General features: G+C 34.6%; 21 protein-coding genes. 6 read left to right on the top strand and 15 right to left on the bottom strand.

Features of this window, described 5'->3' with window-relative positions:
- Positions 1 to 57 precede the first annotated feature (57 nt).
- From JI750_RS16880 to JI750_RS16870, 3 genes are all read left to right on the top strand, one after another.
- Positions 58 to 2,469: a glycoside hydrolase family 2 protein gene (locus tag JI750_RS16880; protein WP_202004677.1), complete on the top strand. Its 2,412-nt coding sequence runs from the start codon at positions 58 to 60 to the stop codon at positions 2,467 to 2,469.
- A 125-nt stretch (positions 2,470 to 2,594) separates the two neighbouring features.
- Positions 2,595 to 4,400 (top strand): glycoside hydrolase family 2 protein, encoded by a 1,806-nt coding sequence (locus tag JI750_RS16875; RefSeq protein ID WP_202004674.1) that lies wholly within the window; start codon positions 2,595 to 2,597, stop codon positions 4,398 to 4,400.
- A gap of 98 nt (positions 4,401 to 4,498) precedes the next feature.
- On the top strand, positions 4,499 to 5,062 hold the full coding sequence (locus JI750_RS16870) for a DUF2911 domain-containing protein (protein WP_202004671.1): 564 nt from the start codon (positions 4,499 to 4,501) through the stop codon (positions 5,060 to 5,062).
- A 311-nt stretch (positions 5,063 to 5,373) separates the two neighbouring features.
- Here the strand turns inward: JI750_RS16870 and JI750_RS16865 are convergent, their stop codons facing one another.
- From JI750_RS16865 to JI750_RS16855, 3 genes are read right to left on the bottom strand one after another with little or no spacing between them, the layout of a single operon-like run.
- Positions 5,374 to 7,578, bottom strand: coding sequence for a xanthine dehydrogenase family protein molybdopterin-binding subunit (locus JI750_RS16865; protein WP_202004668.1), 2,205 nt, complete (start codon positions 7,576 to 7,578; stop codon positions 5,374 to 5,376).
- A 7-nt stretch (positions 7,579 to 7,585) separates the two neighbouring features.
- Positions 7,586 to 8,566 (bottom strand): FAD binding domain-containing protein, encoded by a 981-nt coding sequence (locus JI750_RS16860; RefSeq protein ID WP_202004665.1) that lies wholly within the window; start codon positions 8,564 to 8,566, stop codon positions 7,586 to 7,588.
- Complete coding sequence (locus tag JI750_RS16855) at positions 8,563 to 9,201, bottom strand: 2Fe-2S iron-sulfur cluster-binding protein (protein WP_202004662.1); 639 nt, start codon at positions 9,199 to 9,201, stop codon at positions 8,563 to 8,565. Before JI750_RS16855 ends, JI750_RS16860 begins: the two co-directional genes overlap by 4 nt.
- A gap of 339 nt (positions 9,202 to 9,540) precedes the next feature.
- On the opposite strand from JI750_RS16855, the gene JI750_RS16850 reads away from it, so the two are divergent.
- Positions 9,541 to 10,692, top strand: coding sequence for a cysteine desulfurase family protein (locus tag JI750_RS16850; protein WP_202004659.1), 1,152 nt, complete (start codon positions 9,541 to 9,543; stop codon positions 10,690 to 10,692).
- Between the two features lie 251 nt (positions 10,693 to 10,943).
- Here the strand turns inward: JI750_RS16850 and JI750_RS16845 are convergent, their stop codons facing one another.
- From JI750_RS16845 to JI750_RS16835, 3 genes are all read right to left on the bottom strand, one after another.
- Complete coding sequence (locus JI750_RS16845; RefSeq protein WP_236673066.1) at positions 10,944 to 11,546, bottom strand: nucleotidyltransferase family protein; 603 nt, start codon at positions 11,544 to 11,546, stop codon at positions 10,944 to 10,946.
- A complete protein-coding gene (locus tag JI750_RS16840) occupies positions 11,536 to 12,660 on the bottom strand; it encodes an XdhC family protein (RefSeq protein WP_202004653.1) in 1,125 nt (374 codons plus the stop codon). The genes JI750_RS16845 and JI750_RS16840 overlap by 11 nt, the downstream gene beginning before the upstream one ends.
- Before the next feature lie 128 nt (positions 12,661 to 12,788).
- Complete coding sequence (locus tag JI750_RS16835; RefSeq protein WP_202004650.1) at positions 12,789 to 13,259, bottom strand: copper resistance protein NlpE N-terminal domain-containing protein; 471 nt, start codon at positions 13,257 to 13,259, stop codon at positions 12,789 to 12,791.
- A 199-nt stretch (positions 13,260 to 13,458) separates the two neighbouring features.
- On the opposite strand from JI750_RS16835, the gene JI750_RS16830 reads away from it, so the two are divergent.
- Complete coding sequence (locus JI750_RS16830; protein ID WP_202004647.1) at positions 13,459 to 13,791, top strand: YegP family protein; 333 nt, start codon at positions 13,459 to 13,461, stop codon at positions 13,789 to 13,791.
- Positions 13,792 to 13,863: 72 nt separating this feature from the next.
- Here the strand turns inward: JI750_RS16830 and JI750_RS16825 are convergent, their stop codons facing one another.
- The 7 genes from JI750_RS16825 to rhaT form a co-directional block, all read right to left on the bottom strand.
- Positions 13,864 to 14,451: a LutC/YkgG family protein gene (locus tag JI750_RS16825; RefSeq protein WP_202004644.1), complete on the bottom strand. Its 588-nt coding sequence runs from the start codon at positions 14,449 to 14,451 to the stop codon at positions 13,864 to 13,866.
- Positions 14,444 to 15,844 carry a lactate utilization protein B gene (locus JI750_RS16820; RefSeq protein ID WP_202004640.1) on the bottom strand — a complete coding sequence of 467 codons (1,401 nt, stop codon included), beginning with the start codon at positions 15,842 to 15,844 and terminating at the stop codon, positions 14,444 to 14,446. Before JI750_RS16820 ends, JI750_RS16825 begins: the two co-directional genes overlap by 8 nt.
- A gap of 163 nt (positions 15,845 to 16,007) precedes the next feature.
- Positions 16,008 to 16,748: a (Fe-S)-binding protein gene (locus JI750_RS16815; RefSeq protein WP_202004637.1), complete on the bottom strand. Its 741-nt coding sequence runs from the start codon at positions 16,746 to 16,748 to the stop codon at positions 16,008 to 16,010.
- 96 nt (positions 16,749 to 16,844) lie between these two features.
- Complete coding sequence (locus tag JI750_RS16810; protein WP_202004634.1) at positions 16,845 to 18,206, bottom strand: FGGY-family carbohydrate kinase; 1,362 nt, start codon at positions 18,204 to 18,206, stop codon at positions 16,845 to 16,847.
- A gap of 134 nt (positions 18,207 to 18,340) precedes the next feature.
- The gene (locus tag JI750_RS16805; protein ID WP_202004631.1) at positions 18,341 to 19,615 is read right to left on the bottom strand and encodes a sugar isomerase; all 1,275 of its coding nucleotides are present in this window, start codon (positions 19,613 to 19,615) and stop codon (positions 18,341 to 18,343) included.
- 430 nt (positions 19,616 to 20,045) lie between these two features.
- Positions 20,046 to 22,190, bottom strand: a complete 2,145-nt coding sequence (locus JI750_RS16800) for a bifunctional aldolase/short-chain dehydrogenase (RefSeq protein ID WP_202004628.1) — start codon at positions 22,188 to 22,190, stop codon at positions 20,046 to 20,048.
- A 26-nt stretch (positions 22,191 to 22,216) separates the two neighbouring features.
- The gene (gene rhaT / locus JI750_RS16795; RefSeq protein ID WP_202004625.1) at positions 22,217 to 23,266 is read right to left on the bottom strand and encodes an L-rhamnose/proton symporter RhaT; all 1,050 of its coding nucleotides are present in this window, start codon (positions 23,264 to 23,266) and stop codon (positions 22,217 to 22,219) included.
- 387 nt (positions 23,267 to 23,653) lie between these two features.
- Here rhaT and JI750_RS16790 point away from each other — a divergent pair, with 387 nt between their 5' ends.
- On the top strand, positions 23,654 to 24,694 hold the full coding sequence (locus JI750_RS16790) for a GntR family transcriptional regulator (protein WP_202005221.1): 1,041 nt from the start codon (positions 23,654 to 23,656) through the stop codon (positions 24,692 to 24,694).
- A 125-nt stretch (positions 24,695 to 24,819) separates the two neighbouring features.
- Here JI750_RS16790 and JI750_RS16785 read toward each other — a convergent pair whose 3' ends face one another.
- On the bottom strand, positions 24,820 to 24,996 hold the full coding sequence (locus JI750_RS16785) for a BF3379 family histone-like protein (protein ID WP_008467640.1): 177 nt from the start codon (positions 24,994 to 24,996) through the stop codon (positions 24,820 to 24,822).
- A gap of 436 nt (positions 24,997 to 25,432) precedes the next feature.
- On the bottom strand, positions 25,433 to 26,722 hold the full coding sequence (locus JI750_RS16780) for a DUF4861 family protein (RefSeq protein WP_202004621.1): 1,290 nt from the start codon (positions 26,720 to 26,722) through the stop codon (positions 25,433 to 25,435).
- Positions 26,723 to 26,852 lie beyond the last annotated feature (130 nt).

Raw genomic sequence — 26,852 nt, 5'->3', positions numbered from 1 at the left:
TCTAAACCTTGCAATCTTTGAGCCTTTGAACCTCTGAATCTATGAACCTAAATACACATGAAGAATCATCAACACAATACATTTTCAATTTTTGCACTTTTTGTTTTGTTTCAAATTTGTCTGAGCAGTTTTGCTCAGACAAAGATGAACATTAACGACAACTGGCTTTATTTAGAAAATGATACTCAAAAATTAAACGAAGCACAAAAAGCTTCCAACTGGGTTTCTCTAAACTTACCACATACTTGGAATGCAGAAGATGCAACCGATTTATATCCGGGTTATAGACGCGATGCTAGCTGGTATCAAAAGAAATTAAATATTCCACAAATCGATAAAAACCGCGTTTATTCTTTATATTTTGAAGGTTCAAATGTAACTACAAATGTATATGTAAACGGAAAAGAAGCCGGATCGCATATTGGCGGCTACATTGGATTTTCTATCGATATTACCAATTTCATCAAAGAAGGAAACAACGATATTTTTGTTCGTGTGGATAATAGTTATGACATCGAAATTATTCCGTCTCAAAAAAGTGATTTCTTCATTTATGGCGGAATCACACGTGATGTCTGGCTGGTTTCGAAATACAAAAATCATATTGACAATCTAAAAATTACAACTCCAGAAGTTTCAGCTAAAAAAGCTTCGGTACAAATTGTTTCTTCTTTTGTAAATCCTGGTAATTCAAAGGATTTATCTTTAACAGTAACGCTTAAAAATCCGAAAGGGAAAAAAGTAGCAAGCAAAACGGTTTTGGTTGCAGATAAAACCTCAACCATCACTTTTGAAAATATCAAAAACCCAGAACTCTGGGATACCGAAAAACCAAATCTATATAGACTGACTGCTGTTTTATCTGATAAAAATCAAATTAGAGATAGCGTTTCCGAAAAGGTAGGTTTTAGATGGTTTGAGTTTAAAGACCACGGTCCGTTTTACCTTAATGGAAAACGTCTATTGATTCGTGGTACGCATCGTCATGAAGAACAAGCTGGAGTTGGCGCAGCAATGAGCAACGAACAGCATTGGGCCGATATGAAATCGATTAAAGAAATGGGTGCTAATTTTGTTCGTTTAGCACATTATCCGCAAGATCCAGAGATTTATAAAGCTTGCGACGAACTTGGACTTTTGGTTTGGGATGAACTTCCTTGGTGTCGCGGCGGAATTGGAAATGATATTTGGAAAACGAATACCAAAAACATGCTTGAGGAAATTATCAATCAAAATTATAATCATCCAAGTATTATCATTTGGTCTTTAGGGAACGAAATCAATTGGCTTCCTGATTTTCCTGACGGAGATAATGCTGATAAAACCAATGTCTTTTTAAGTGAATTAAACGATATTGCACATAAACTGGATCCAACCAGAAAAACCGCTATCAGAAAATATTATGAAGGGTCGCATATTGTAGATGTATTCTCGCCTTCAATTTGGTCTGGTTGGTATTCTGGAAGTTACAAAAGCTACCAAAAAGCGATCGATGTTTATAAAAAAGAATACAAACATTTTATCCATGCTGAATATGGCGGAGACAGCCACGTTGGGCGCCATAGTGAAAGTCCTGTTACTGGCGAAAATGTGATTAAAGCCGAAGGTTGGGAAGAAGCTATTGTGCAGACCAAAGTTGCCAATATTGCCCAAATTGGCGATTGGAGCGAAAATTATATCGTTGATTTGTTTGACTGGCATTTGCATGTATCCGAGAATGACCCAACGTTCGTGGGTAACATACAATGGGCATTCAAGGATTTTGCAACGCCTTTACGTCCAGAAGACGATATTCCGTACATGAATCAAAAAGGTTTAACAGACCGCAACGGAATTCCAAAAGATGCGTATTATGTTTTTAAAAGTTATTGGGCAAAAGAACCTTTCGCTTATATAGAATCGCATACTTGGACAGAACGCCAAGGACCAGAAAACACGCCAAGAACGATCAGCGTTTTCAGCAACTGCGAAAAAGTTACTTTTTTCCATAATGGGAAATCATTAGGAGAAAAACAACGAAATCTTGCTCTGTATCCAGCAAATGGCCTTACTTGGGATGTCAATTTTTCAAAAGGAGAAAATATTTTAGTTGCCGTTGGAAAAACAAAAGATGGTAAAACGGTTTCTGATACGCTAAAAGTGAATTATCGTTTCAATAAAAATGATACGGCTTCTTCGCTGCAATTATCATCAGAAAAACTGAAAAACGGTAATTATCTGGTTACGGCAATTGCAATCGACAATAATAATTTACGCTGTCTGGATTATGAAGCTAGTGTTTATTTTCAATGTTTAAAAGGAGGAAAAACTTTAAAAAATCAAGGAACTCCAACAGGCAGCGAATCTATTAAAATGGCAAACGGAAAAGCTTCTATCGAAGTTATTCCTGATGGTTCTGGAAAACCGATTGAAATGACGGCTTTGAACCAAAGTTTTAAAGGAGAGTATTTAAAAATTCCAATTAATTAACTTAACCGCAAAGAGCACAAAGGAAAGTTCGCAAGGCACGCAAAGCTTTGCGAACTTTGCGTAAAACTTAGCGCCCTTTGCGGTTAAAATATATTTCAGATTAAAACAAAAATTAATTTTACAAAATGAAAAAAATTCTAACATTATTATTCCTGACATCGTTCGCAATTGGACAATCACAAGGTTTAATTTCTAACGTACCCAACCGAAACACCACTTCTTTAAATGGAGTTTGGAATTATATTATAGATCCATATCAAACAGGCTTTTACAGTTTTCACCTTGACCAATACGACAAAAGTGAAAAACCAGCAAAAGGAGCTTTTTTTACCAATTATCATGCTCAAAACAAACAGGAATTAGTAGAATATGATTTTGATAAATCGCCTACAATCAATATTCCAGGCGATTGGAATTCGCAGGTTACGGAACTAAAATATTACGAAGGAAATGTTTGGTTCAAAAAGTCCTTCGATTACAATTTAGTGGCTAATAAACGTCTGTTTTTATATTTGGGAGCTATCAATTACAAAGCTGATGTTTATTTGAACGGAAAAAAACTTGGAACTCACGAAGGTGGTTTCACTCCTTTTAATTACGAAGTAACTTCAATCGTAAAACCTACTGGAAATTATTTAGTAATTAAAGTTGATAATACACGTCACAAAGAAGATGTTCCAACAGTAAATACTGATTGGTGGAATTATGGAGGAATAACTCGTGATGTAACTTTAATTGAAGAAGAAGCTTCTTTTGTAGAAGATTATACTATTCAGCTTAAAAAAGGAAATGCAAATGTCATTTCTGGTTTCATTAAAATTAACAATCTAGAAGCTACGCAGAATAATGCGTCGATTTCTATTCCTGAATTAAAAATCAATTATAAAGGAAAAATTGGTGCTGACGGAATCTTGAATTTCGAAATTCCTGCTAAAAAAATCTCTTATTGGTCGCCAGAAAATCCAAAATTATATGATGTTACGATTGACTTTAACGGAAAAAAATTAAACGATCAAATTGGTTTTAGAACTATAGAAACAAAAGAAGATCAAATTCTGTTGAACGGAAAACCAGTCTTTTTACGCGGAATTTCAATTCACGAAGAAAATGCCAAAGGAGGCCGCGCAAATTCTCAAGAAGATGCTTTACGTTTATTAAACTGGGCAAAAGAATTAGGTTGTAATTATGTTCGTCTGGCGCATTATCCGCATAACGAGAACATGGTTAGAGAAGCTGATAAATTAGGTTTAATGGTTTGGGAAGAAATTCCGGTGTACTGGACAGTTGAATTTAAAAACGAAAACACATATAAAAATGCTCAAGATCAATTAACTGCTGCTATCACAAGAGATAAAAATAGAGCTAGTATTGTGATTTGGTCGATGGCAAATGAAACTCCAATTTCGGAAGCTAGAAATACTTTCATTAAAAATTTGGCATCTCACACCAGATCATTAGACAATACTAGATTAATTAGCGCTGCTTTATTAACCAAAAAAGAAACTATTGATGATCCTATTGGAGAAGTTTTGGATGTTGTGGCTTTCAATCAATATTTGGGCTGGTATGGCGGAAACTTGGAAGATGCTGAGAAAATAACATGGAAATCTAAATACAATAAACCTGTTTTTGTTTCTGAATTTGGAGGTGATGCCAAAGCGGGTTTTCACGGAGAGAAAAACGAACGTTGGACTGAGGAATATCAGGAATATTTATACATTCAGAATTTAAAAATGATTGAAAAGATTCCTCACTTAAGCGGAACAAGTCCGTGGATTTTGGTTGATTTCAGATCGCCAAAAAGATTGCTTCCAGGTATTCAGGACGGTTACAATCGAAAAGGCTTAATTTCAAATGATGGCGAAAAGAAAAAAGCTTTCTACATTATGCAGGATTGGTATGCAAAGAAGAAAAAGGAATATCAGAATTAATTCGTCATTACCAATTCATTAACAAAAAACAGGTGCCAAATTATATGATTTTTCTTCATTATTAATTTACTTTGTAGTTAATCTAAAAATTGTAAACCATGAAAAAATTCTATTTACTAGCAGTTACTTTGTTTGCTGCTTTTACCGTTCAGGCACAAGATGTAGTAAAATTTGCTCCATTAGACAATAGTCCTGTTGATATTTCTTATTTCCCAAACAAAGCGGTTAAATTTAAAAAAACGGATAACCCAAACCCAGTTATTAAAGTTACTTACGCAAGACCTTCTGCAAAAGGAAGAACTATTTTTGGTGACGTTGTAAAATTTGGCGAAATCTGGAGAGTTGGTGCTAATGAAAATACTGAGATTAAATTCTACAAAGACGTAACAATCGGCGGTAAAAAAGTTCCTGCTGGATACTACAGTTTATTTGCTATTCCTGAAAAAGATAAATGGACAATCATCATCAATAAAGAATTGGATTTATGGGGTGGTTATGCTTACGATGAAAGCAAAGACGTTGTAAGAGTTTCAGTTCCAGTTAAATCTGTGGGTGAAACTATCGAAGCTTTATCTATTGCTTTTACAACTCAAGGCAACATAGCAAATCTTGTTATCGGTTGGGATAAAACAACGGTTGAATTGCCAATTACGGTTAAATAAGTTTTACTAATATACGCCGCGAAGGCACAAAGTCGCAAAGTTTTTTTAAGCTTTGCGATTTTTTTTGGGGCAAAGCAACCCCATTTTTGTCATTTCGACGAAGGAGAAATCTCCACGAGAAACTCTACAAAGATTGGCTTATTATTGCGGAGCTAATTGCGAAGATTTCTCCTTCGTCGAAATGACAAGATTGTGTGATAATCTGTCGAAAAAAACTTTACTATTCTTCTGCTTTGTAAGACTTTCTCATAGCACAAAAAAATCCCTTTAAAATTCTTTTTCAAAGGGATTATTGTAATTCTTTTTTAATTTTAAACCTTTACGGTTTTTATAATTTTATCCAATGTAATTGGTAAATCTCTAACACGTTTTCCGGTTGCATTGAAAACAGCATTGGCAATTGCTGGTGCCATTCCGACCAAAGCCGTTTCTCCCAAACCTTTTGTTCCCATTGGATTACTTATTGGGTCTTTTTTATTCACGAAGAAAACTTCTTGTTTTTCAATATCTGCATTTACAGGAACATGATAATCAGCGAAATTGTTATTAATTGGACGTCCAAAACGATGATCGATTTCTAATGCTTCCATTAATCCCATTCCGATTCCTCCTACCGCCCCGCCGAACATTTGTCCCGCAGAAGTTTTCTGGCTTATTACGGTTCCGATATCAGCACAAGACACAACATGAGCCAATCTTATTTTACCCAAATTCGGATTCACTAATACTTTTACAAAATGAACCGAAAACGAATAAATTGAATATTTCTTCGCTTCTTCTGCCGCTTTAGAAAGATTTTCCACTTCAAAATCTTCTAATTTATTACTGCTTAAAAGTGCTGCTAACGTAACTGATTTAGATTTGTCTTTTTTAGAAGAAACTGCACCATTTTCAAAAGTTAAATCTGTTAGAGCGATTCCTTTTAAAGCAGGATTTTTACTTCCCAATTCAATAATTTTATTCAGCAATAAATTGCAAGCATCATGAACCGCGGAACCAACAGATGAAGTCGTTGCCGAACCTCCTTGCGTTGGACCTTTTGGCAAACCGCTTTTTCCCATTTCGATAATTACATTTTCAGCTGGCAAACCTATTACGTCAGCTCCAATGGCAGTCATCATAGTTGCCGTTCCTGGTCCCATATCATTAACACTGCATTGCAAGACTAAATCGCCATTCGCTAAAAATTTTGCCTTTACAGAAGTTGCACTTCTATAGCAGCCAAAAGTTCCTGTACCCATTCCGTAACCCACTAGCCAGTTTCCTTCTTTCACAGAGCCTGGTTCATTTTTACGATTTTTCCAGCCTATGCGTTCCATTCCACCTTCGTAACATTCTAAAAGAAATTTACTGCTCCAGGGTTTATTTTGTTCCTGATCTTTCTCGGCATAGTTCAGCTTGCGAAATTCAATCGGATCTAAGTTTAATTTATACGCCATTTCATCCATCGCACATTCTAATGCAAAAGAACCTGTCGCCTCGCCCGGCCCTCGCATCCAGATTGGCGTGCAGGTATCCAAAGGCACAATTCTGTAACGAGTCGAAACGTTTGGACAATCATAAATAAATCGGGACATGTTTACAGTTCCTTCCATGAAATCTTCATAGCTCGAAGTCATCGCAACAGCTTCGTGCGTTAAACCTGTCAGTTTTCCATCTTTGGTTGCTCCAAGACCCATTTTCTGAATCGTGTAAGGTCTGAAACCAACATTAGTAAACATCTGCTCGCGATGCAGTACTAATTTCACAGGACGATTCAATTTTTTAGCTCCAATTAAAGCTGCGATTTCATACGGCCAAGTGTGCAATCCCATTCCAAAAGCACCGCCAAGATACTCGGCATGAACCTCAACGTCTTCAACAGGCACTCCAAAAACTCCAGCAACACTTCTACGTGTTCCTTCAACACCTTGACTTTTGGTGTATAAGATTGGTTTATTTCCGTCCCATTTAGCAATGATATTCGCAAGTTCCATTGGGTTATGAACCTCGGTTGGAATAGTATATTCTGTTTCTAAAATTACCTCAGCATTTTTATAACCGTCATGTTCACCACGATGATAATCATTTCCTTTATCGGTTTCGACTTTCTTTTCTTTTTCAGCTGCTTTTTTAAGTTCTGTCGAATGTTCTTCTTTAAAATAATCGGCTTTAATTAAACTCGCTGCATATCGCATACGTTCAAAAGTATCGGCAATTACCAAAGCAATTGGTTGATCGTAATACAAAACCGAATCATCCTTGAAAATCTGCAAGGGCTGACCAAAATTATGTTTATCTTTTGCTTTTTCGTAGCCAGCAGGTTTATCTACATTCAAATGCGTAATTACCGCCAGAACTCCTGGGGCCCATTCTGCTTTTTTAGTATCAATTGTTTTGATTCTTCCTTTAGCAATTGTGCTTCCTACCAAACAGGCATAGACAACACCTGCCATTTTATACTCCGCTGAATAAGTTGCTGATCCCGTTACTTTAGCAAATCCGTCAACTCTATTAATATTACTTGTCTTGCTCATAATTTAATTATTTTGATGCTGCTATTGTAAGTGCTTCTGCGACTGCATTCTCTCCAAGCGTAAGTTTAAAATTATTATCACCGAATCCTTTTGCACCTTTCATAGACAAATGGCCAGCTTGTTTAAATAAATCTTCTGAAACTGTTTTCCCTTTCAGGAATTTTTCTGTTTCTGTCAATCTCCATGGCTTATGTGCCACACCGCCCAAAGCCAATCTGACATCATTTATGGTATTATTTTTTATATCTAAAGCCACAGCAACAGACACCAATGCAAAAGCATAACTCGTTCTGTCACGAACTTTTAAATAATGAACATTTTTAGTAAAATTATTATCTGGAATTTCAACAGCCGTAATCAATTCTCTGCTGTCAAGCGTATTGTCTTTTTCAGGCATATTTCCTGGAAGCCTATGAAAATCGGTAAAATTAATTTCTCGTTTTCCTTTTGGTCCTTCTACCAAAACTTTCGCGTCAAGCGCAGCCAAAGCTACGCACATATCACTTGGATGAACCGCAATACAACTATCTGAAGTTCCAAAAACTGCTGCCATTCTGTTAGAACCTCCGATTGCGCCACAACCACTTTTGGGGACACGCTTATTACAGGGCATATCAGTATTGTAATAATAAGAGCATCTTGTTTTCTGCAGCATATTACCTCCAACAGTCGCCATGTGACGAATTTGCTGAGAAGCTCCAGCTGCTAGAGCCAATGCCAGCAACGGATATTTTTCTTTTATAGAAGCATCTTCTGCAACCTGACTGTTTTTTGCCAAAGCACCGATCGAAACTTTTCCTTTTAAAAACTCAATTTTCTTTAAGTCTAATCCGTTGATGTCAACTAATTTATCTGGAGCAACGATGTTTTTCTTCATTAAGTCGACAAGATTGGTTCCACCCGCAATAAACATCGAAGAATTATCTTTTGCTTTTCCTGTAACTGCCGAGGAAGAAGACAGCGCTTTAATTATCTGAAAGTTTTTCATATCTCCTTTCCTCCTTCCTTCACTTCGGTTATAGCATCGACAATGTTATGATAAGCACCACATCGGCAGATATTACCGCTCATATATTCACTAATTTCTTCTCTGCTGTTAGCATGACCTTCTTTGATACAGGCAATTCCAGACATGATTTGTCCAGGCGTGCAATATCCGCACTGAAAACCGTCGTGCTTAATAAAAGCTTCCTGCATGGGATGCAGTTTTTTTCCTTTCGAAAGTCCTTCAATTGTAGTTACCTGAGCATTTTGCTGCATCGTTGCCAAAGACAGACACGACAAAATTCTAGTTCCATTTACGTGAACAGTACACGCACCGCATTGTCCGTGATCACATCCTTTTTTGGTTCCGGTAAGCTGTAATTGTTCGCGAAGCAAATCCAATAAAGTGGTTCTTGGTTCGATATTGAGATTGTGTTTTGTGCCATTTACTTCGATAGAAAGCGGTACGGTTTCTAAATATTCCGCTATTTTTTCATCCCATTTCTTTTCCGAAGCCATAACCAATGAAGGTGGCGTCAGGGCAAGAGCGGTAAAAAGTCCTGATTTCTTTATAAAGTCACGACGGGAACTAGCATCTTCCGACGTTACTTTATCTTGATTTGTTTTTTTAGAAGCCATTCAGTCTATTTGTTAAATTAGCAAATTCGCTTTTGTCATTCTAACAAATTTAGCGATCTTATGTAACAAAAAATTATAAAATTCAAACATTACTCTTATTTAGAATAATTACAATTTTGCTTTTTTTTAGCCGCAAAGCGCGCAAAGGTTTAAAAAGAAGAAATCTCGCAAAGCCGCAGAGACGCAAAGTTTTTTAAACCATATAAGTATTATAAATTCAATTAAGAGAAAACTTAAAATTCTTGCATCACTTATATAATCAATTTTTGCATTAAACTTTGCGTCTCTGCGACTTTGCGAGATTATAAAATTGTATTTTTACCATATTAAGCCTAAGATATGCCACAACAAAAAATCATTTATCTTGATAACAATGCCACAACTCCTGTTGATGATAGAGTTTTGAATACAATGCTCCCATATTTTACTGATTTTTATGCCAATTCAACAGGTACACATTTGGCTGGATTAACAGTAAAAGAAGCCGTTGAAAACGCAGCTTGGCAAACTGCGGATTTAATTAATGCTGATGCTGATGAAATTATTTTTACTTCTGGTGCTACAGAAGGGATTAATCTCGCTATAAAAGGTTTAGCCAATCAAGATCGAAAACATATCGTTACCATTCAAACCGAACATAAAGCAGTTCTAGAAACTTGCCGTTTCATGCAAAGCATTGGTTTTGAAGTAACTTACTTGCCAACTGCTTCAGACGGGCTTTTAGATATTCAACTTTTGAAAGAAATAACAACAGATAAAACACTGGTTTTCATAGGAATGTTTTCCAATAATGAAACAGGTGTCATGCAAAATATCTCTGAAATTTCTAAAATTCTGAAAACCCGAAATGTGCTTTTTATGTGTGATGCTACACAAGCTGTCGGTAAAATTCCGATCGATGTAAAAGCTCTTGGAATTGATTTTTTGGCAATGTCAGCTCATAAATTTTATGGCCCAAAGGGAGTCGGCGCTTTATATATTTCGGCGAAAGCCAAAATAAAATTATCCCCTCAGATTCTTGGAGGCGGACAACAGAGAAAATTAAGAAGTGGCACCTTGAATGTTCCAGGAATTATTGGTTTAGGGAAAGCTGCAGAAATTGCTTTAAAAGAACAACAGGAAGACCAAAAACGAATTGAGGTCTTAAGAAATAAACTTGAAAAAGGATTATTGCAATTTAAAGGTTCTTTCGTTAACGGAAATACTGAAAACCGAATTTATAATACTTCTAATATTTGTTTTCCTAGCGTAAATTCAGAACAGATGATTCTGGCTTTGGGGAATATTTCTGTTTCTAATGGAGCTTCTTGCTCTGCGGTTACTTCTAAACCTTCTCATGTTTTAAAAGCAATGGGATTATCTGATGAAGATGCTTTGAGTTCGATTCGTTTTAGTTTGGGAAGATTTACTACTTCTAAGGAAATTGATATTGCTGTTGAGCGTGTTTTGAGTTTAGCTAAAGAGTTTGCCACTAAGACACAAAGGCACTAAGTTTTTTAAATCTCGCAAAGACGCAGAGACGCAAAGATTGTATGAATTGCCTCCAGTTGGAGGTATGAAATTTAAATAGAATTAAAGGCTTTAGCCAAATTAAGACTTGTTTGGCTAAAGCCTTTTTACTTCTTTTATTGTTTCATCCAGCTAAAGCTGGACGCAACACAAAAAAACACATTAAAAACTTTGCGTCTCTGCGTCTTTGCGAGATTTAAAAAACTTAGTGCCTTTGTGTCTTAGCGGTAAAATCAAGAAATCAACTTACTATAATCCTCTTCGGTATCAATATCAATATTCCCTCTTTCAAAAGGAACTGAAACGACATCATGAATATATTTTTTAATGAGTTTTTTGGCTCCTTCCTGTCCTTTCAATTCTAGAAGTTCACTGAAATATTTTTGATGGAATAAAACTGGTGTTCCTAAAGTTTCTGAATATGCCGATGCTGCAATTCCTTTTCCAGTTTTCTTAGATTCGTCGATTAAATTTTCAAAAACTGAATTGGTTACATAAGGCTGGTCACAAACTGCTATAATACTTTGTTGACAATCTGGATTTAAACGTAATAATTCACTAATTCCTTTTAAAATTGACGAAGACATTCCGCTTTCCCATTCGGGATTGAAAGAAAATATTATTTCAGACAAATTAAGCTCTTTTTGGATTAAAATATGGCTTGAACCCGTTACTACTATTACAAACGAATTTTCAACCTTTAAAGCTTCTAAAATGGTGTTTTTCAGCAGAGTTGTTTCTTTATATTTCAATAACTGTTTAGGCCTTCCCAATCTGGAAGAATTTCCTGCAGCCAGAACGATAATTCCTGTTTTGTTTTGACTGTTATTTTTCATAAAAAATTTCATCGTGTATTTTACCCGATTTGTATTTTAGAGATGTTCCAATTCTAGCTGAAGCTACCGCCTTGATTTCAGAAACAATTGACAAGGCTATTTCTTCAGAATTTTCGGCACCAATATCTAAACCAATAGGACTGTGAATTCGGCTTAATTGCTCGTCGTTTACGGTAATTCCTTCTATTAAAAGATCGTCGAGCATTCTGTTAAACTTTGATTTTGGACCGAGAATTCCAATGTAATGGCAATTAGTCTTCAATAGTAATTTTAAAACCGTAAGATCGAATTTGTAATTGTGCGTCATTAAAAGAAAATATGTTTGATCATCGATAGTTACTTTATCCAGAAATTGTTCTGGCTTTACCACCGAAACTTGATTTGCTTTTGAGAAGCGCTTTGCTGTCGCATGTGTCGCACGCCCATCTCCAATCGTTATTTTCCACCCTAAAACAGACGCTATTTTTGTAAGTGGCTGAACATCATTTCCTGCTCCAGCAATTACGAGTGAAATTGATGGTTTTATATATTCTATTAAAGCTTCGTTATCGTTATCTTCTTGAAGTTTTTTTACTGTAGAAATTTTGCTTTTCAAAACTTCTTTGACATCAGAAATTAAATTTAAAGCTTCGTTATTATGAGTTAAAACAGGACTATCCTTTCTAAAAAACAAAGTTGTTCCAATCTGAAAAGCATTTCTTTTCAAAGAAAAAACGGTTACAATTACCGCTTCTTTTCTTTCTAACTCCAATTGTTGTAAAAGCTGAATCGGATTGTTTTCAGCTTCATCATGTATATATTCAAAAAGAATATGAACTATTCCGTTGCATCCGAGCTGCAAACCAACCTCGGCATCGTCTTCGTTACTAGTGTTATAAGTTACAAGTTTATTTTGCTTCTGATTTATGGAAAGAAGTGCTTTTCGCAACGCATCACCCTCAAGACATCCTCCGCTTATTGCACCAGTTAGCTGTCCATCTTCTGTCACTAGCATACGAGCACCAGGTTGCCTATATGAGGAACCTTCAACTTTAACTACTGTAGCTAAAGCTGTTTTTTTTTCTTCGGATTTTGCTTGCGAATAGGCTTTGAGAATTTCGTTGATTTCTTTCATAGGTATTCTTCATCAATAGAAATTAGAATTGATGATACTTTTATTAGCCTAAAAGTAAAAAAATATTACAAACTTAAACGCGCGAAAGTCATTTAAGTTTGTAAAATCCTCTTTCAGAAATCATCTGCTTATTCATTTAATTCTAAAAAATAATTCAACTTAGATTTGATTATTTTTTTGCTTTTATCCAGCAGATATAGTTTTTCAGGATTCTTACTGTAATACCCGTAATAAACCTGATCTTTTTCTGGTTTATCCCAATTTAAAATATAAATTGTACCGTCAGGATCTTTCTCTAAACCTCTTTCGGTATTGATATTACCTTTTTCTATAAAGTTTGTTTCAGGCTTTTTTCCTTTGTATGTACTAGATAGTTGGAATTTATTATCCACAACATCAATTTTTAGAATCGTCTCTATTCCTTCACAATCTGCACAAGGCAATAAACCTTCATACACCAAAACATTTTCAGATACAACATTCTCTACTTTTACAGCTGTTGAATCTATTTCTGCTTTCACAATCTCTTCTTTCTTTTTTTTCGAATTGCATGCCATTAACGTAATTGCAACTGTAAATAATACAACAATCTTTTTCATAAATATTTCTTACTTGTTAATTTTCAAAAATACAACAATTTCTTACATATTTAAACAACAAAAAACATCCTCCAAGTAATTTATATTTTACCTTAACAAATAAAAAACGATAATTTTTTCTTACAATATCATTTATATCGACAAGTTTTGTATTTTTATCAATAGCAAAATATATTACCTAACTTTAAAAATAAACTAAATGGGAAAATTTGTAATCACTACTAGAGCCAACGGAGAGTTCCAGTTCAATTTGAAAGCTGGTAATGGTCAAACCATTCTAACGAGTGAAGGCTACACTACAAAAGCGGCTTGCAATAACGGTATCGAATCTGTAAAAACTAACGCAGGAGATGATAATCGTTATGACAGAAAAGAATCTAGTAACGGAAAACCATATTTCAATCTAAAAGCTGGAAATGGTCAGATTATTGGCTCTAGCGAAATGTACGAAAGCGTAGCTGCTAGAGAAAACGGAATTGAATCTGTAAAGAAAAATGCTCCAGATGCAACAATTGACGATCAGACAGCTTAATTAAAAACTGTTTTAGAAATAAAAAAAGCGAGGAACATTCCTCGCTTTTTCTTTATAAATATATATGGTTTATTAATCCAATAAAAAAACAATTAATCCTCTAGCACCATGTGCTCCAAGCACTAGAGATTGTTCAATATCTGCTGTTTTTGAAGGTCCAGCGATAAAAGTTCCAAAACCGTATTCCATGTTTCCAATTCTTTGATAAGCCTGCTGCATTGTTGGCACAAAATCTTTTTTATGAACTATAATCGCTAAATATTGTGCTATGAAAGGTGCAACTCGCTGTCCTAAAATGTCGTCAGTTACCCAAAGTCCACTGTTTTCTGCTACTCCGAAATGTGCTTTTACAACCGTTAACTCAACATCTTGAAGCGAATGGGGATCTACTGTCTTCCAATCTAAAGAAGCTATTTCTGAAAGTTCTGGAAGTGTTGTTACTAATCTTTTCTCGAGATTATAATTTGATTTGATATAATTGATAATTTCATCATAATCTGCAACTTCTACAGGATCACCTCCAATTCCTTTTAAAACCATTTTATAGGTTTCTAAAACATCAAATTGTTCTGAACCTAAAAGATTTAGATCCGGCAGTTCTGAAACCAAATCTGGCTGATTTGCTTTTATTCTTTTTAAAATTTCGCCTTTACTACTCATCTCCTTTTTCTTTAGATTCTCTCGAATTTTTCTTGTACCATTCTCTAAAAGATTCTTCAGGAACGTCAGGCATTTCGCGCTGATCGTACCATTTATTCATTTTATTATTGACCATTCCAGGAATATTTTTCATTACAAATCGTCCTGATTTTCCAGCAATATTAAAAACTGTCGGATTTGCTAAAACGGTAGCCATTGTTTTCATTGCAATAGTTTTAGCTTTTGGTGTATGTCCTTCTTTTACCAAAACCTGACGCCATTTGTACAATTGATCGTGAATATCAATTTTTACAGGGCAAACATTAGTACAGGAACCACAAAGCGTACTTGCAAAAGGCAGATCGGCATTTTTGCTCATATCTAAATTGGGGGCTAAAATAGAACCAATTGGTCCCGCAACCGCATTATGATAACTGTGTCCGCCACTGCGTCTGTAAACGGGACAAGTATTCATACACGCACCACAGCGAATACATTTTAACGAATTTCTAAAATCTTCTCTTCCTAATTGTGTACTTCTACCATTGTCTACAATTACGATATGCATTTCTTTGCCATCTCTTGGTTTCTTGAAATGACTTGAAAAAGTAGTAATAGGCTGTCCTGTTGCGCTTCTTGCCAATAAACGCAAGAAAACACCTAAATGCTCTCTTTTCGGAATCAATTTCTCGAATCCCATACAAGCGATGTGAACGTCTGCTAAATGCGCGCCCATATCAGCATTTCCTTCGTTGGTACAAACCACAAATTCACCCGTTTCTGCAACAGCAAAATTGACTCCTGTCAAAGCTACTTTTCTTGTCAAGAAAGTATTTCTCAAACTATGACGAGCAGATTCTGTCAAATATTGCGGATTGAAATTTCCTTTTTCGGTACCTAAATGTTCATGGAAAGTTTCGCTTACATCTTCTTTTTTCAAGTGAATCGCCGGAAGTACAATATGGCTTGGCGGTTCTTTTCGAAGCTGAACAATATATTCACCTAAATCAGAATCGATTACTTCTATTCCTTTTTCGGCTAAATAATCATTTAAATGGCATTCTTCTGTAAGCATCGATTTGGATTTCACCATTTGCTTTACATCATGTTTAGCCATGATAGAATGCACAATTTCGTTGTGTTCTTTGGCATCAGCTGCCCAGTGCACGATTATTCCGTTTCGTTGCGCATTCGCTTCAAATTCAACTAAATAATCATGAATATTAGAAAGCACATTAAATTTAATTTGAGAAGCGGTTTCACGCAACAGTTCCCAATCCTCAATTTGATGTGCTGATTTATCTCTTTTAGCACGCACAAACCATAGCGTTTCATCGTGCCAATTGACACGCTCTACATCTTTATTAAACTTTGCCGCCGCTTCGCTGTGCGGTATTATTTTTTCTGATGACATTTTTAATTATTTAAAAGTCAATTTTGAAATGTTTATAATGATTTATTTAACCGCAAAGTTCGCAAGGTTTTTACGCAAGGTTCGCAAAGAGATTTTTTACTCTTAGCGTGCTTTGCGTATTTTTTCTTTGCGAACTTTGCGGTTAAAAAAACTACTCATATTTTTAGTTTTCGAGTGAATTTAATATTTCGGCAATATGAATGGTTTTAATTCTGCTTTTTTGTCTTTTTAGAATTCCATCCAAATGCATTAAGCAAGACATATCTCCACCTGTAATATAATCCACGTCATGACTTTCGTGATCTTTAATGCGATCTTGTCCCATTTTTACAGAAACCGCTTCTTCGGTAACGCAGAACGTTCCACCAAATCCACAGCATTCATCTTTTCTAGTTAAAGCAACCAAATCAAGACCTTCAATATTGTGCAATAATTGTTCTGGTTTCGAGAAAAATGGTGCATTTAATTCAGACATTTGCGAAAGCTTTAAACCACGTTGACCGTGACAGCTAACGTGCATTCCCACTTTAAACGGAAATCTTCCGTCAATGTGGTCAATTTTTAAAACATCGGTTATAAACTCGGTCAGTTCGTAAACCGTATTTCTTATTGCTGTTGCTTTCTCTTCTTGTTTTTCGTCATGCAAATGGTCTTTTACATGCAAAACACAACTTCCAGAAGGACAAACTATGTAATCAAATCCAGAAAAATTGGCAATAAAATTGGCGTCGCATCCTTTTGTTAAATGCGCATAACCACTATTGGCCATTGGCTGTCCGCAGCAGGTTTGCCCCATCGGAAATTCGACGTCACAACCTAATTTTTGTAGTAATTCGTAGGTTGCGATTCCTACTTTAGGATAAAATTGGTCGACATAACAAGGTATAAAAAGTCCAATTTTCATGTTGTAGTATTTAGTGTGTTGTTCATTTTGGCGTGTACTGTAAAAATGTAAAAAATACGTTTCTCAGCAAATTTACAACATACAGATCGTTTTTACCTAATGTTTATAGAATTTCAAGTCAATTAAATCGTTCTGAATTGGTTTCGGATTCCAATTATCATGAATCGCCAATGCAGCTCCCAAAGCACTCGCCTGCGCCATCGATGCAGCATAGACTTCAATATCTGGAAAAGCTTCTGCCAATAAATTCATATAAATGGAATTTTTACTGAAACCTCCGTCGACAAAAATCTTTTTTACGGGACTGTTATGAATTACCAAATTGGTAGAAAAAACCTGCTGTTCTACCAAATCCAGCATTAATTGGTGATAGGCTGTTTCGTAATTTTTATAATGTGAAAGGTCTCTTTTTTGAAAAGGGCATTCTTTCAGGATATCAAAATTGTATTTTTTAGGATAAAAAATTTGATAATTAAGGGCTCGCAAATTGGCTACAATCTTCTTGTCAAAATAAACTTCTTTGTACGTATCAACAGGAACATTAAAATGCTGCGCCAAACGTTTGGTTTGCACTTCGTGTTCGTTTCCTGCAAATAAACGAGCCGCTTTTACGGGCTTCTCTGTGTATTGCATATAACACAGACAATCGTTTTGCGATTCGTCAAAAGTTAAAGGTTTATTATTGAAAGGATTTAGAGAAATACTCCAAGTTCCTGTAGACAATAACACAAAAGGTTCTGTAAAATTGATGGTATACGGAATAATGGCCGATGAACTATCGTGAAGACCAACTCCAATGGCCAGATTATCACGAGTCATAATGACATCTTTTCCAAAATGAATTGGTGGTATTTTATCTGAAATACCTTCTTCTTTCAGCCATTTATGATATTTCATTTTTTTGAAATTCCACAAATTGGTGTGACAGCCAATACTTGTAATATCAGCGTATGCTTCATTCGTTAAAAGAAAACTTAAAAACTGAGGCAAATGCAGACAGTATTTTACTTTTTCAAATATTTCGGGCTTTTGTTCTTTTATGCGGTAAATCTGCATTCCCGAATTTAAACTGCCCAAAACTGGAGAAGCTGTTTTTACAGCAAACTTTTTTTCTCCTTTGTATTTTTCATAGAAATCAGCTTTTAAATCCTCTGGATAATCTTTTAAGTAATTATACAGAGGAGTTAAAACTTTTCCGTTTTCGTCTATATAAACAAAACTTGCTCCGTAAGTGCTGAAATTGATGGCTTTTAAAACATAATCTTTAAGCTCTTTTATTTCAGATAATCGATCTAAAATCCAATTTTTAAGCACTTCGATATCTTCGCACGGAAATCCGTCTTCGTCTGTGGTTTCCTCCAGATTTACTGATTTTTCCCAGACAATTTTATAATTTTCGTTAAATAAAAAAACCTTTTTGTTTGTTTTACCAATATCAAAAATCGCAACTACATTCATTTTTTTTATTATGAGTTATGAGTTTTAAGTTATGAGTTCTTGAATTATGATTTTTATGTTTAAGTTAAGCTTTTTATGTTTTTAACAAAAACACAAAAAGACTCAACTTATAACTCATAATTCATAATTTATAACTACAACCCAGTGGCCATTGTTTTTAAACCTCTTTCTTCAATTAGATTTTGTCTTACTTGAATCGAACGGTATAATGCTACAGGGTTTAAAGCCGCTCCAGAACGTAGACGAGCTTCAGCAACTAATGCGCGAACGTCTGTACGGAAAGCATTTTGAAGAATTTCTTGTGCTTTTACGACGTCATTTTCTTCCTGAGCTTTTTCCAATGCTTTTCTGTCAACAGAAAGTGCCTGCGCATAAGCAATCATAATCGCTTCAACTGACTGTAATAAATCTTCCAATGGATCTTTAATGTTATGAGAAGCATCGATCATCCAGCCTAAATCTTTAGCGTGATTCATTCCTCTTGCATCCATTCCTTCTACTAATTCATTAAAAATTAAGAATAATTGATATGGTTTTAATGCACCAGCAGTTAAATCGTCGTCTCCATATTTTGAATCGTTAAAGTGGAAACCTCCTAATTTGTTTTCCATTAATAATAAAGAAACAATCTGTTCAATATTAGCGTTTGGAAGATGGTGACCTAAATCTACTAATGTCTGCGCTTTGTCGCCTAACTTTTTAACATACGAATAAGACTGCCCCCAATCTGCTACAGTCGTAGAATAAAAGTTAGGCTCAGCACATTTATATTCTAAAAATAATTTCCAGTTTGAAGGCAATGCATCGTAGATTTCTTCTAAACTTTCTAATGTATTTTGATAGGCTTTTCTAAAGTTTAATTGCCCAGGAAAATTAGATCCGTCTGCTAGCCAAACTGTTAAAGACTCAGATCCTAATTCGATTCCGTGTTTAATTACTTCTATGTTATGAGCAATTGCCTGTTTACGAACTGCTTTGTTAACGTTTTGTAATGACCCGTATTTGTAAGTATGCTCAGAGCTTGCCTGATCTTGGAATGTATTTGAATTCATTGCATCAAACTTCAAACCATGCTGATTTGCAAGTGTTTTGATTGCTTTATAATCTGTCGGGATATCCCACGGAATATGAAGTGAAATCGCTCCCGAAGCATTATTTAATTTGTGAAGCAAACCAACATCTTCAATTTTTTCTTCTAATGAACGAGGTTCTCCTCCACCAGCGAAACGTCCGAATCTTGTTCCTCCTGTTCCTAAAGCCCAAGATGGAATTGCAATTTGAAAGTCGATTAATTTTTGAATAATCGCTTCTGTATCATTTATTTCTGATACTGTAAAAACTAATTTATTTTGGTGTTTTTTTAATAAATCTTCGTTATGAGATTCGATGTGGTTTGATCCGATTAACATAGTTATTGATATTTTAATAGAGTTTACAAGGTATAAATTTTATACGTTTAGTATATTTTTTTAACACATTACATCGTTGTTTTAGTGCCGAAATTTTAGACGCTGATTTTACGGATTCGCTATCGCGAAGACGCGGAAAAAAAACGGATTTTTAAAAAAGGTAATTTTAAAAAAAACAGCGTCAATCAGCGTTTTCGCGATAGCGAATCCGTGTCATCCGCGTTCTATAATTTCCATGTGTTTACTATTTTTCAACTTAAAAATTTTATAGCAACTAAACTCTGGTTGTACTTCACTTTTTTGTTAAGTTTTCTTTGTTAAAGCGAATTGTTATATGCTAAAAAAATCTAACGTTCGAAGGAATTCGAACGCTAGACCACAAAAAACCACTTTTGCTTAAACAAACTTATATAAAAAACCTAAACAATCTTTATCTATAAAAGCCCATTGCTACGCCGCCGTCTACGTTTAAGGCATTTCCCGTCGATTTATTCAGGAAACCTCCAACAAAAGCAAAACAAGCATTTGCGATATCATCAGGCAATATGATTTCATTTAACAACGTACGTTTTGCATAGTAAGCCGGAAGTTCTTCAACTGTAATTCCGTATGCTTTTGCACGACCTTCTGCCCATCCTCCAGACCAAATGTTTGAGTCTGAAATTACAGCATCAGGATTTACTGTATTGACGCGAATTTTATCAGCTCCAAGCTCTGCAGCCATTAAACGTGTTAAGTGCGCTTGAGCAGCTTTTGCCGAACCATAACCTGGGTTATTTGGACCAGCAACAACAGCATTTTTAGAAACGATATTTACAATATCTCCTCCAAAACCTTGCTTGCGCATTACTTCGATTCCCGCTTTAGAAACAATAAATTGTCCTTTTACCAAGATATCGTATAATCTATCCCATTCTTCTAAAGTGTGTTCTGCGATAGATTTTGAAATACTAATTCCAGCATTATTTACCACAATGTCAACACCTCCAAAAGCTAAAGAAGCTTCATCCAATGCTTTTTCTGTACTCACTTCGTCAGTAACATTCAATAAAGTGCTAGAAACGGCATCTTTACCAAAAGCTTTAATAAACTCAGCAGTTGCGCCTTCTAAACGTTCTTCGTTAATATCGTTGATTACCACACAAGCTCCTTCTTGAGCGAATTTTTTAGCGATAGCTTTACCAATTCCGCCCGCAGAACCAGTGATCAAAGCCACTCTTCCAGATAATGCTTTTGGTTTCGGCATACGCTGTAATTTAGCCTCTTCCAATAACCAATATTCTATATCAAAAGCTTCTTGGTGTGGCAAAGAAGTGTATTCTGAAACTGCTTCAGCACCTTTCATTACGTTTACTGCATTGATATAATACTCAGATGCTAAACGAGCCATCGTTTTATCTTTAGCAAAAGTGAACATTCCAACACCAGGATATAAAATAACCACAGGATTTGGGTCACGCATTGCTGGCGAATTTGATTTTTTGCATGCATTGTAATAGTCTTTGTACATTGCACGGTAAGCTTCAAAAGCTGGAGCTAATTTTGCTTTGATTGCATCAACATCCGATAAATCTTCGTTTGGATCTAATTCTAAAACCAATGGACTGATTTTAGTTCTCAAGAAGTGGTCTGGACAAGATGTTCCTAATGGAGCTAATTTCGCCAAATCATTAGAATTAATAAATTCCAAAACTCTTGCGTCGTCTGTATAATGACCAATCATCTGACGTTCTGATGAACAAAACCCTCTTAAAATTGGAGCTACTTTTGCTGCTTTCAATTTACGATCTGCCTCTGGAAGGCTGTCGATTTTCTTTCCTCCAAAAACTGGACGTTTTTTTCCGTAATTATCTTCTAGATATGAAGCGCATTTCTCGATTACTTCCAGCGTATTAATATAACTATCAAACGCAGTATCTCCCCAAGTAAATAAACCATGAGAACCTAACATGATTCCGCGTAGTTTTTTACCGTTTTTTTCTGCCTCTTCTAAACAAGCTCTCAACTGAAGGCCAAGATCAAATCCTGGACGCTGCCAGCCTACCCACCCGATTTCTCCGTTGAATAATTCTTCTGTGATTTTCTTTCCATCTTTCGCAGCAGCGATAGCAATTGCCGCGTCTGGATGCAAGTGATCAATATGTTTGAACGGAAGAAAACCATGTAAAGGCGTATCGATAGAAGGCGCTTTTGAAGCTAAATCAAAAATACAATGGTTGAATAATTCTACCATTTCATCTTCAAACTCAATTCCTCTGTAAACGTTTTCAAGATTACGAAGTCTGTCCAAATACAAAGCCGCACAACCTGATTTTGTCAACGTTCCGATATCTCCACCAGAACCTTTAATCCACATTACTTCAGAAGATTCTCCAGTAAGAGGATCTTTGTCTGTAATCTTCACAGAAGTGTTTCCACCGCCGTAGTTGGTCAATCTTAAATCAGCCCCTAACAAGTTAGAACGATAAATAAAAAGCGCTACTTCATCACCTGCTAATGCTGCTGCCTTAGCCTCATCCCAAAGGTAGCTTACATGCTTAAAATTCATATTATTAATTGTGTTTGTATTCGACATATACTATTTTAAATTATTTCTTCTATTTATAATGAATTACCAATTCCTACCAAAACGATTGCAAGCATGATAAGCCCAATTCCCCAGAAAAAAGTTCTCATTGTTTTTTTAGAAACCCCTTTCCATTCTTTCAAATAAAATCCCCAAAAGTTTGCTGTTAAAATGATTGTTGCCATGTGCAAAATCCATGAACTGGCACCATTTCCTAGTTTGCTTTCGCCCATTCCGTAAAAGAAAAACTGTAAAAACCACATGGTTCCAGCAAGAGCAGAAAACAAAACATTTTTAGTTATTGGAGTAGATTTATCAGTATAATTTTTAATTGATTTGTTTTTAAAATTCAAATAAAGGCACCAGATAAAATTGGTGGTCAATCCTCCCCAAAGCAAAACAACATAAGTCACATTGTTTTGAAACAAAGGATTAGCTCCATTTACTACAGCTTGTTCTGCCATAGATTTTCCAGCTTCGATTCCGTAATTAAAGAATGAACTTAAAATTCCAGAAATCACAGCTACGATTAACCCCTTTACCAAGTTGAAATCTTTGTCTTTATCTTCATGACCAGTTGCAAAATCTTTCTCTTTTAGCATTCCTGCTTTTCCAGAAATAGCAATTCCGATTAGATACACAACTACACCCAATAAAACCAGTTGACCTCCCGGATTAGAAATCATATGAGAAAATGAAATCTTACCTTCTGTCGGAACAAAATCATAATAAATTGAAGGAACTAAAGCTCCAAATGCAGAGCAGAATCCTAAAGTAATTGAATTTCCTAGAGACATTCCTAAGTAACGAACGCCTAAACCGTATGTTAAACCACCAATTCCCCAGATTAATCCCATTAAAAAAGTAAAAGACTTTATAGATGGAGACGCTGCTGCAATAATTTCTGTAAAATTTGGAATCGTTAAGTACGCTGCAATTGGCGGAACAATCAGCCAAGAGAAAAATCCTCCCACAAGCCAATAGCTTTCCCAAGCCCAATCTTTCACTTTTTTAAAAGGCATATAAAAACTACCTGAAGAAAATCCTCCGATAGAGTGAAAAATAATTCCTAATAATGATTCCATATTATTGTTTTTGGTTTAGGTAAAGTTTGTTAGTAATTTGGTTTTGTAAAATAAGAGAATGTCAAAAAGAAAACTGTCCTGTACTATCCTTTACGGATTTCATATTTTTTGTTAAAACTAAGGATTATTAGAAATAAGCACTTCTAATTATTGGGTAAATAAATTTAAAATGGCTATTTTAGCAATCGATTTCGCAATTATTAATTCCGCATTTGGGTTAAAATTTAAAAATCATAAAAAAAAGATTACAAGCCTTGCTAAATTCTCTTTTTTGATATGCAAAATGATTTTGCGTGATAGATTTATCTTCAAATAAGAGATTTTTTTTAAAACCGTAGAATTAAAATGGGTTTCGTTGAAATACGAAACGTACTTCCAACAATGAACATGATTAAACTTATTAAAATAGATGAAGATTCAAGAGTTCCGAAATACAAACAGATTGTAGATTCTATTCTTCAGAACATCGCCAACGGAAATTTAAAAATAAATCAAAAAATTCCCTCTATTAATAGTTTCAGTGAAGAATTTTATATGTCTCGTGATACTGTTGAAAAGGCTTATAATATTTTAAAAGAAAGGAAAATCATTTCTTCCATTAGAGGAAAAGGCTACTATATTACCCGAACAAAATTGGAATCTAAAGTCAATATTTTGTTTTTGACCAATAAATTGAGTTCCTATAAAATGAAAACTTATAGCTCTTTTATTGATACTTTAGGAGCAAATGCACATGTTGACCTTCAAATTTACCACTGCGATGAGACTTTATTCTTGAATATCTTAGATAAGTTTGAAGGTGCTTACGATTATTATGTTATTACAACTCACTTTAAAACTGACGAATTAAAACACTTAAGTTTTACAGATGAAGTTGTAGATGCTATTAAAAAAATTCCACAGGAAAAATTAGTCGTTTTAGATAATATCAAACTAGGAACTGGCGACAACGTAATTAAGATCTATCAGGATTTTGAAAATGATATTTATAATGCCTTAAAAGAAGGTCTTTCTAAAATATCAAAATACAAGCGTTTAATTCTAGTATATCCTGATAAAGCGGTTTATCCTTATCCTAGAAGAATTTTGCACGGATTTAGAAAATTCTGTGTTGAGCACGAAATCAATTTTGAGATTTTAAGCGAAGTTTATGATGATATGATTCTTAAAAAAGGAGATCTATTTATCACTATCGAAGAATCTGATTTGGTGAATTTAGTGAAACAGATTCGTGATGAAGAATTTGTTTTAGGAAAAGATATCGGCGTTATCTCTTATAACGACACTCCTCTAAAAGACTTACTTGGCATTACCGTAATGTCGACCGATTTTAATGTAATGGGAGAAACTGCCGCGAGAATGATCTTAAATAAAGAAAAAGGTCAAGTAAAAGTTCCTTTTAATTTTATTGATAGGAATTCAATTTAAGATGCTAAGTTTCTAAGTTTTCTCTTCTTTGTCTAAACTTTGCACTCTAACTTTAATACTTTGTGCTTTGTGCTTTGTGCTTTTTCAAAAAAAAACCTCGTCTTTTGGACGAGGTCTTAGTTGTATTATTTTTTTGATTCTTCGATAGAAACTTTTCTGAACTCTTTTAAAAGTTTTTCAATTTCTAAAGTTGATTTACGTGCTCTTGGTCCAGCAGCTTTAATTCCTTTTTCAGTCAAAGATTCAGCTTCAGCTTTGAATGTTTCAATTTCGGCGTTGATTTTTACTAATAAATCTTTCATGCTTATATATTGTTAAATTAAGCCACAAAAATAAAAGTTTGTGTGATAGTTACAACAATTTTGCTGTTAAATTTAATGCAGTTTTTCATTCATTTTCTTTACAATAATTTGACTTCTTATTTTTCAAAAAGCCTAACAAACACAACGCATTAATAATCAATAACTTATTTACAAATATGATTTTATAACCACTTTTAGAGCTTTTTGTAAAGCATTTTAAAAAGTAACCAATTTTTCTATAATTAAGTCTAGAAATGCTTCAAACGGCGAACTCCTAAGCGGAAAAATTACGCGAAAAAGGAAAATTTTACGCTATGAAAGTCTCATTTGGACAAACATTTTTAAGCTATTTTACATTTAAAGAATAAAGAATTGTCCACAAGATTGCAACAATCTAAGCCATTTTTACTTCTATAGTAGTTTAGCCGTTTTTAATTTACTTTATTTCAATTTTTACTTTAGCTGAAAGCTGTTTGGCCAAATTGGTCACATAATTAGTAAAGAAAACTGAGTCATTAAAACCTTTATCTGCACTCAATTCCCAAGCTGCAATTGCATAATAGCTGATTTCTTTTTTATTATCAACCCTTAATTTTGCCAAATACGAGTCTGTTAACTGTCCAGTTTTAGGCGCTTCAATATAACCTTGGTAAATATTTGCAGGAACTAAAATTGCTGTTCCTAAAATCCATTGGCGCTCATAAGTCAAATAATCATGCTGAATTAAGCAAATCCAATCTCCAGCCTCAATAACCTGCAACGGGTTTTTATTATTTAAATTAGAAATTGCGGCAAGAAAAGTTTCTTTTCCTTTTATCCCGTCTATTGAAACCGTGTTTTTATAACCATATATTCCTGGCCAAATCGAAGTTGTTTCCTGAACCTGATACAGATTTTCAGAAGCTTTCCAGTTCTGATAATGGTAGCTTAAAACAGAATTTACTGGTCCTTCTGCCACAATTTTAAAAGTAGTTTTTTCGACATTATTGATAGTATCATTTCCTAAAATTCCAAGTCGGTTTATTTTATTGTCAATCAACAATGCGTAACCACCTAAACCTACAGAATTTCCAACCGGAAAAATATCTCTACCCCAGTCGTACATTACATGATAATTATCTTCGACCGCGCCCTTGCTATTTATGCCAACGTTTTCAGGAGTTATTCCTGGGAGTTTTTTTCCAAAAACATCCTTAGAATTTCTTCCGTCTAAATAATGTCTGAAACCAACTTTATCATTTTCCCAAGTGGGTCCATCTGTCTGGTATTTTTGGTATCCAAGCTTCTTATGAACTTGATCTGCCATTAAGACTTCCTGTGTATCTGGATGAACAGGCAAATTTTTCCCTTCTCTTTTTCCAAAACGAACACTTGTTTTTACCGTAAACTTAGGATTTGCATCCGACCATTTTAATTGAAGTTTTTTTTCTTCATTTGGTAAAAAATCAACTGTAAAAAAAAGTTCATCCCATTTTTCATCGCTATTAAAATCATTAGTCTGTGCCGGAATTGTATCTGTTTTAAAAAGCAAAATCGGAAAAGTTCCTTTTATATTATTTTCTCCAATATTTTCTCTTTTTATAGAAATTGCCTTCTGTGAGAGTCCCAAAGAACTAGTATTCTTTAAAACAATTATTTTTTCAGATGCATTTTGAGAAACTTTACAGCTAACTAATAATCCTGTAAGTAAAGCGATTGGAAGATAAAATGATACTCTTTTTTTCATTATTTCTTATTCTTTATTTTTTCCGAACAATTTAAGAGTTTTAATTGTCACAATAACACTTAAAAATAAAAAACTTTATTTAAAAGTACAATCAAATAATAAAAAAGCAGGATAAAGAACAACATTTACC

Source organism: Flavobacterium tagetis (genome assembly GCF_016735615.1).
GTDB lineage: Bacteria > Bacteroidota > Bacteroidia > Flavobacteriales > Flavobacteriaceae > Flavobacterium > Flavobacterium tagetis.
This window is presented reverse-complemented; position numbering and strand designations above follow the sequence as displayed.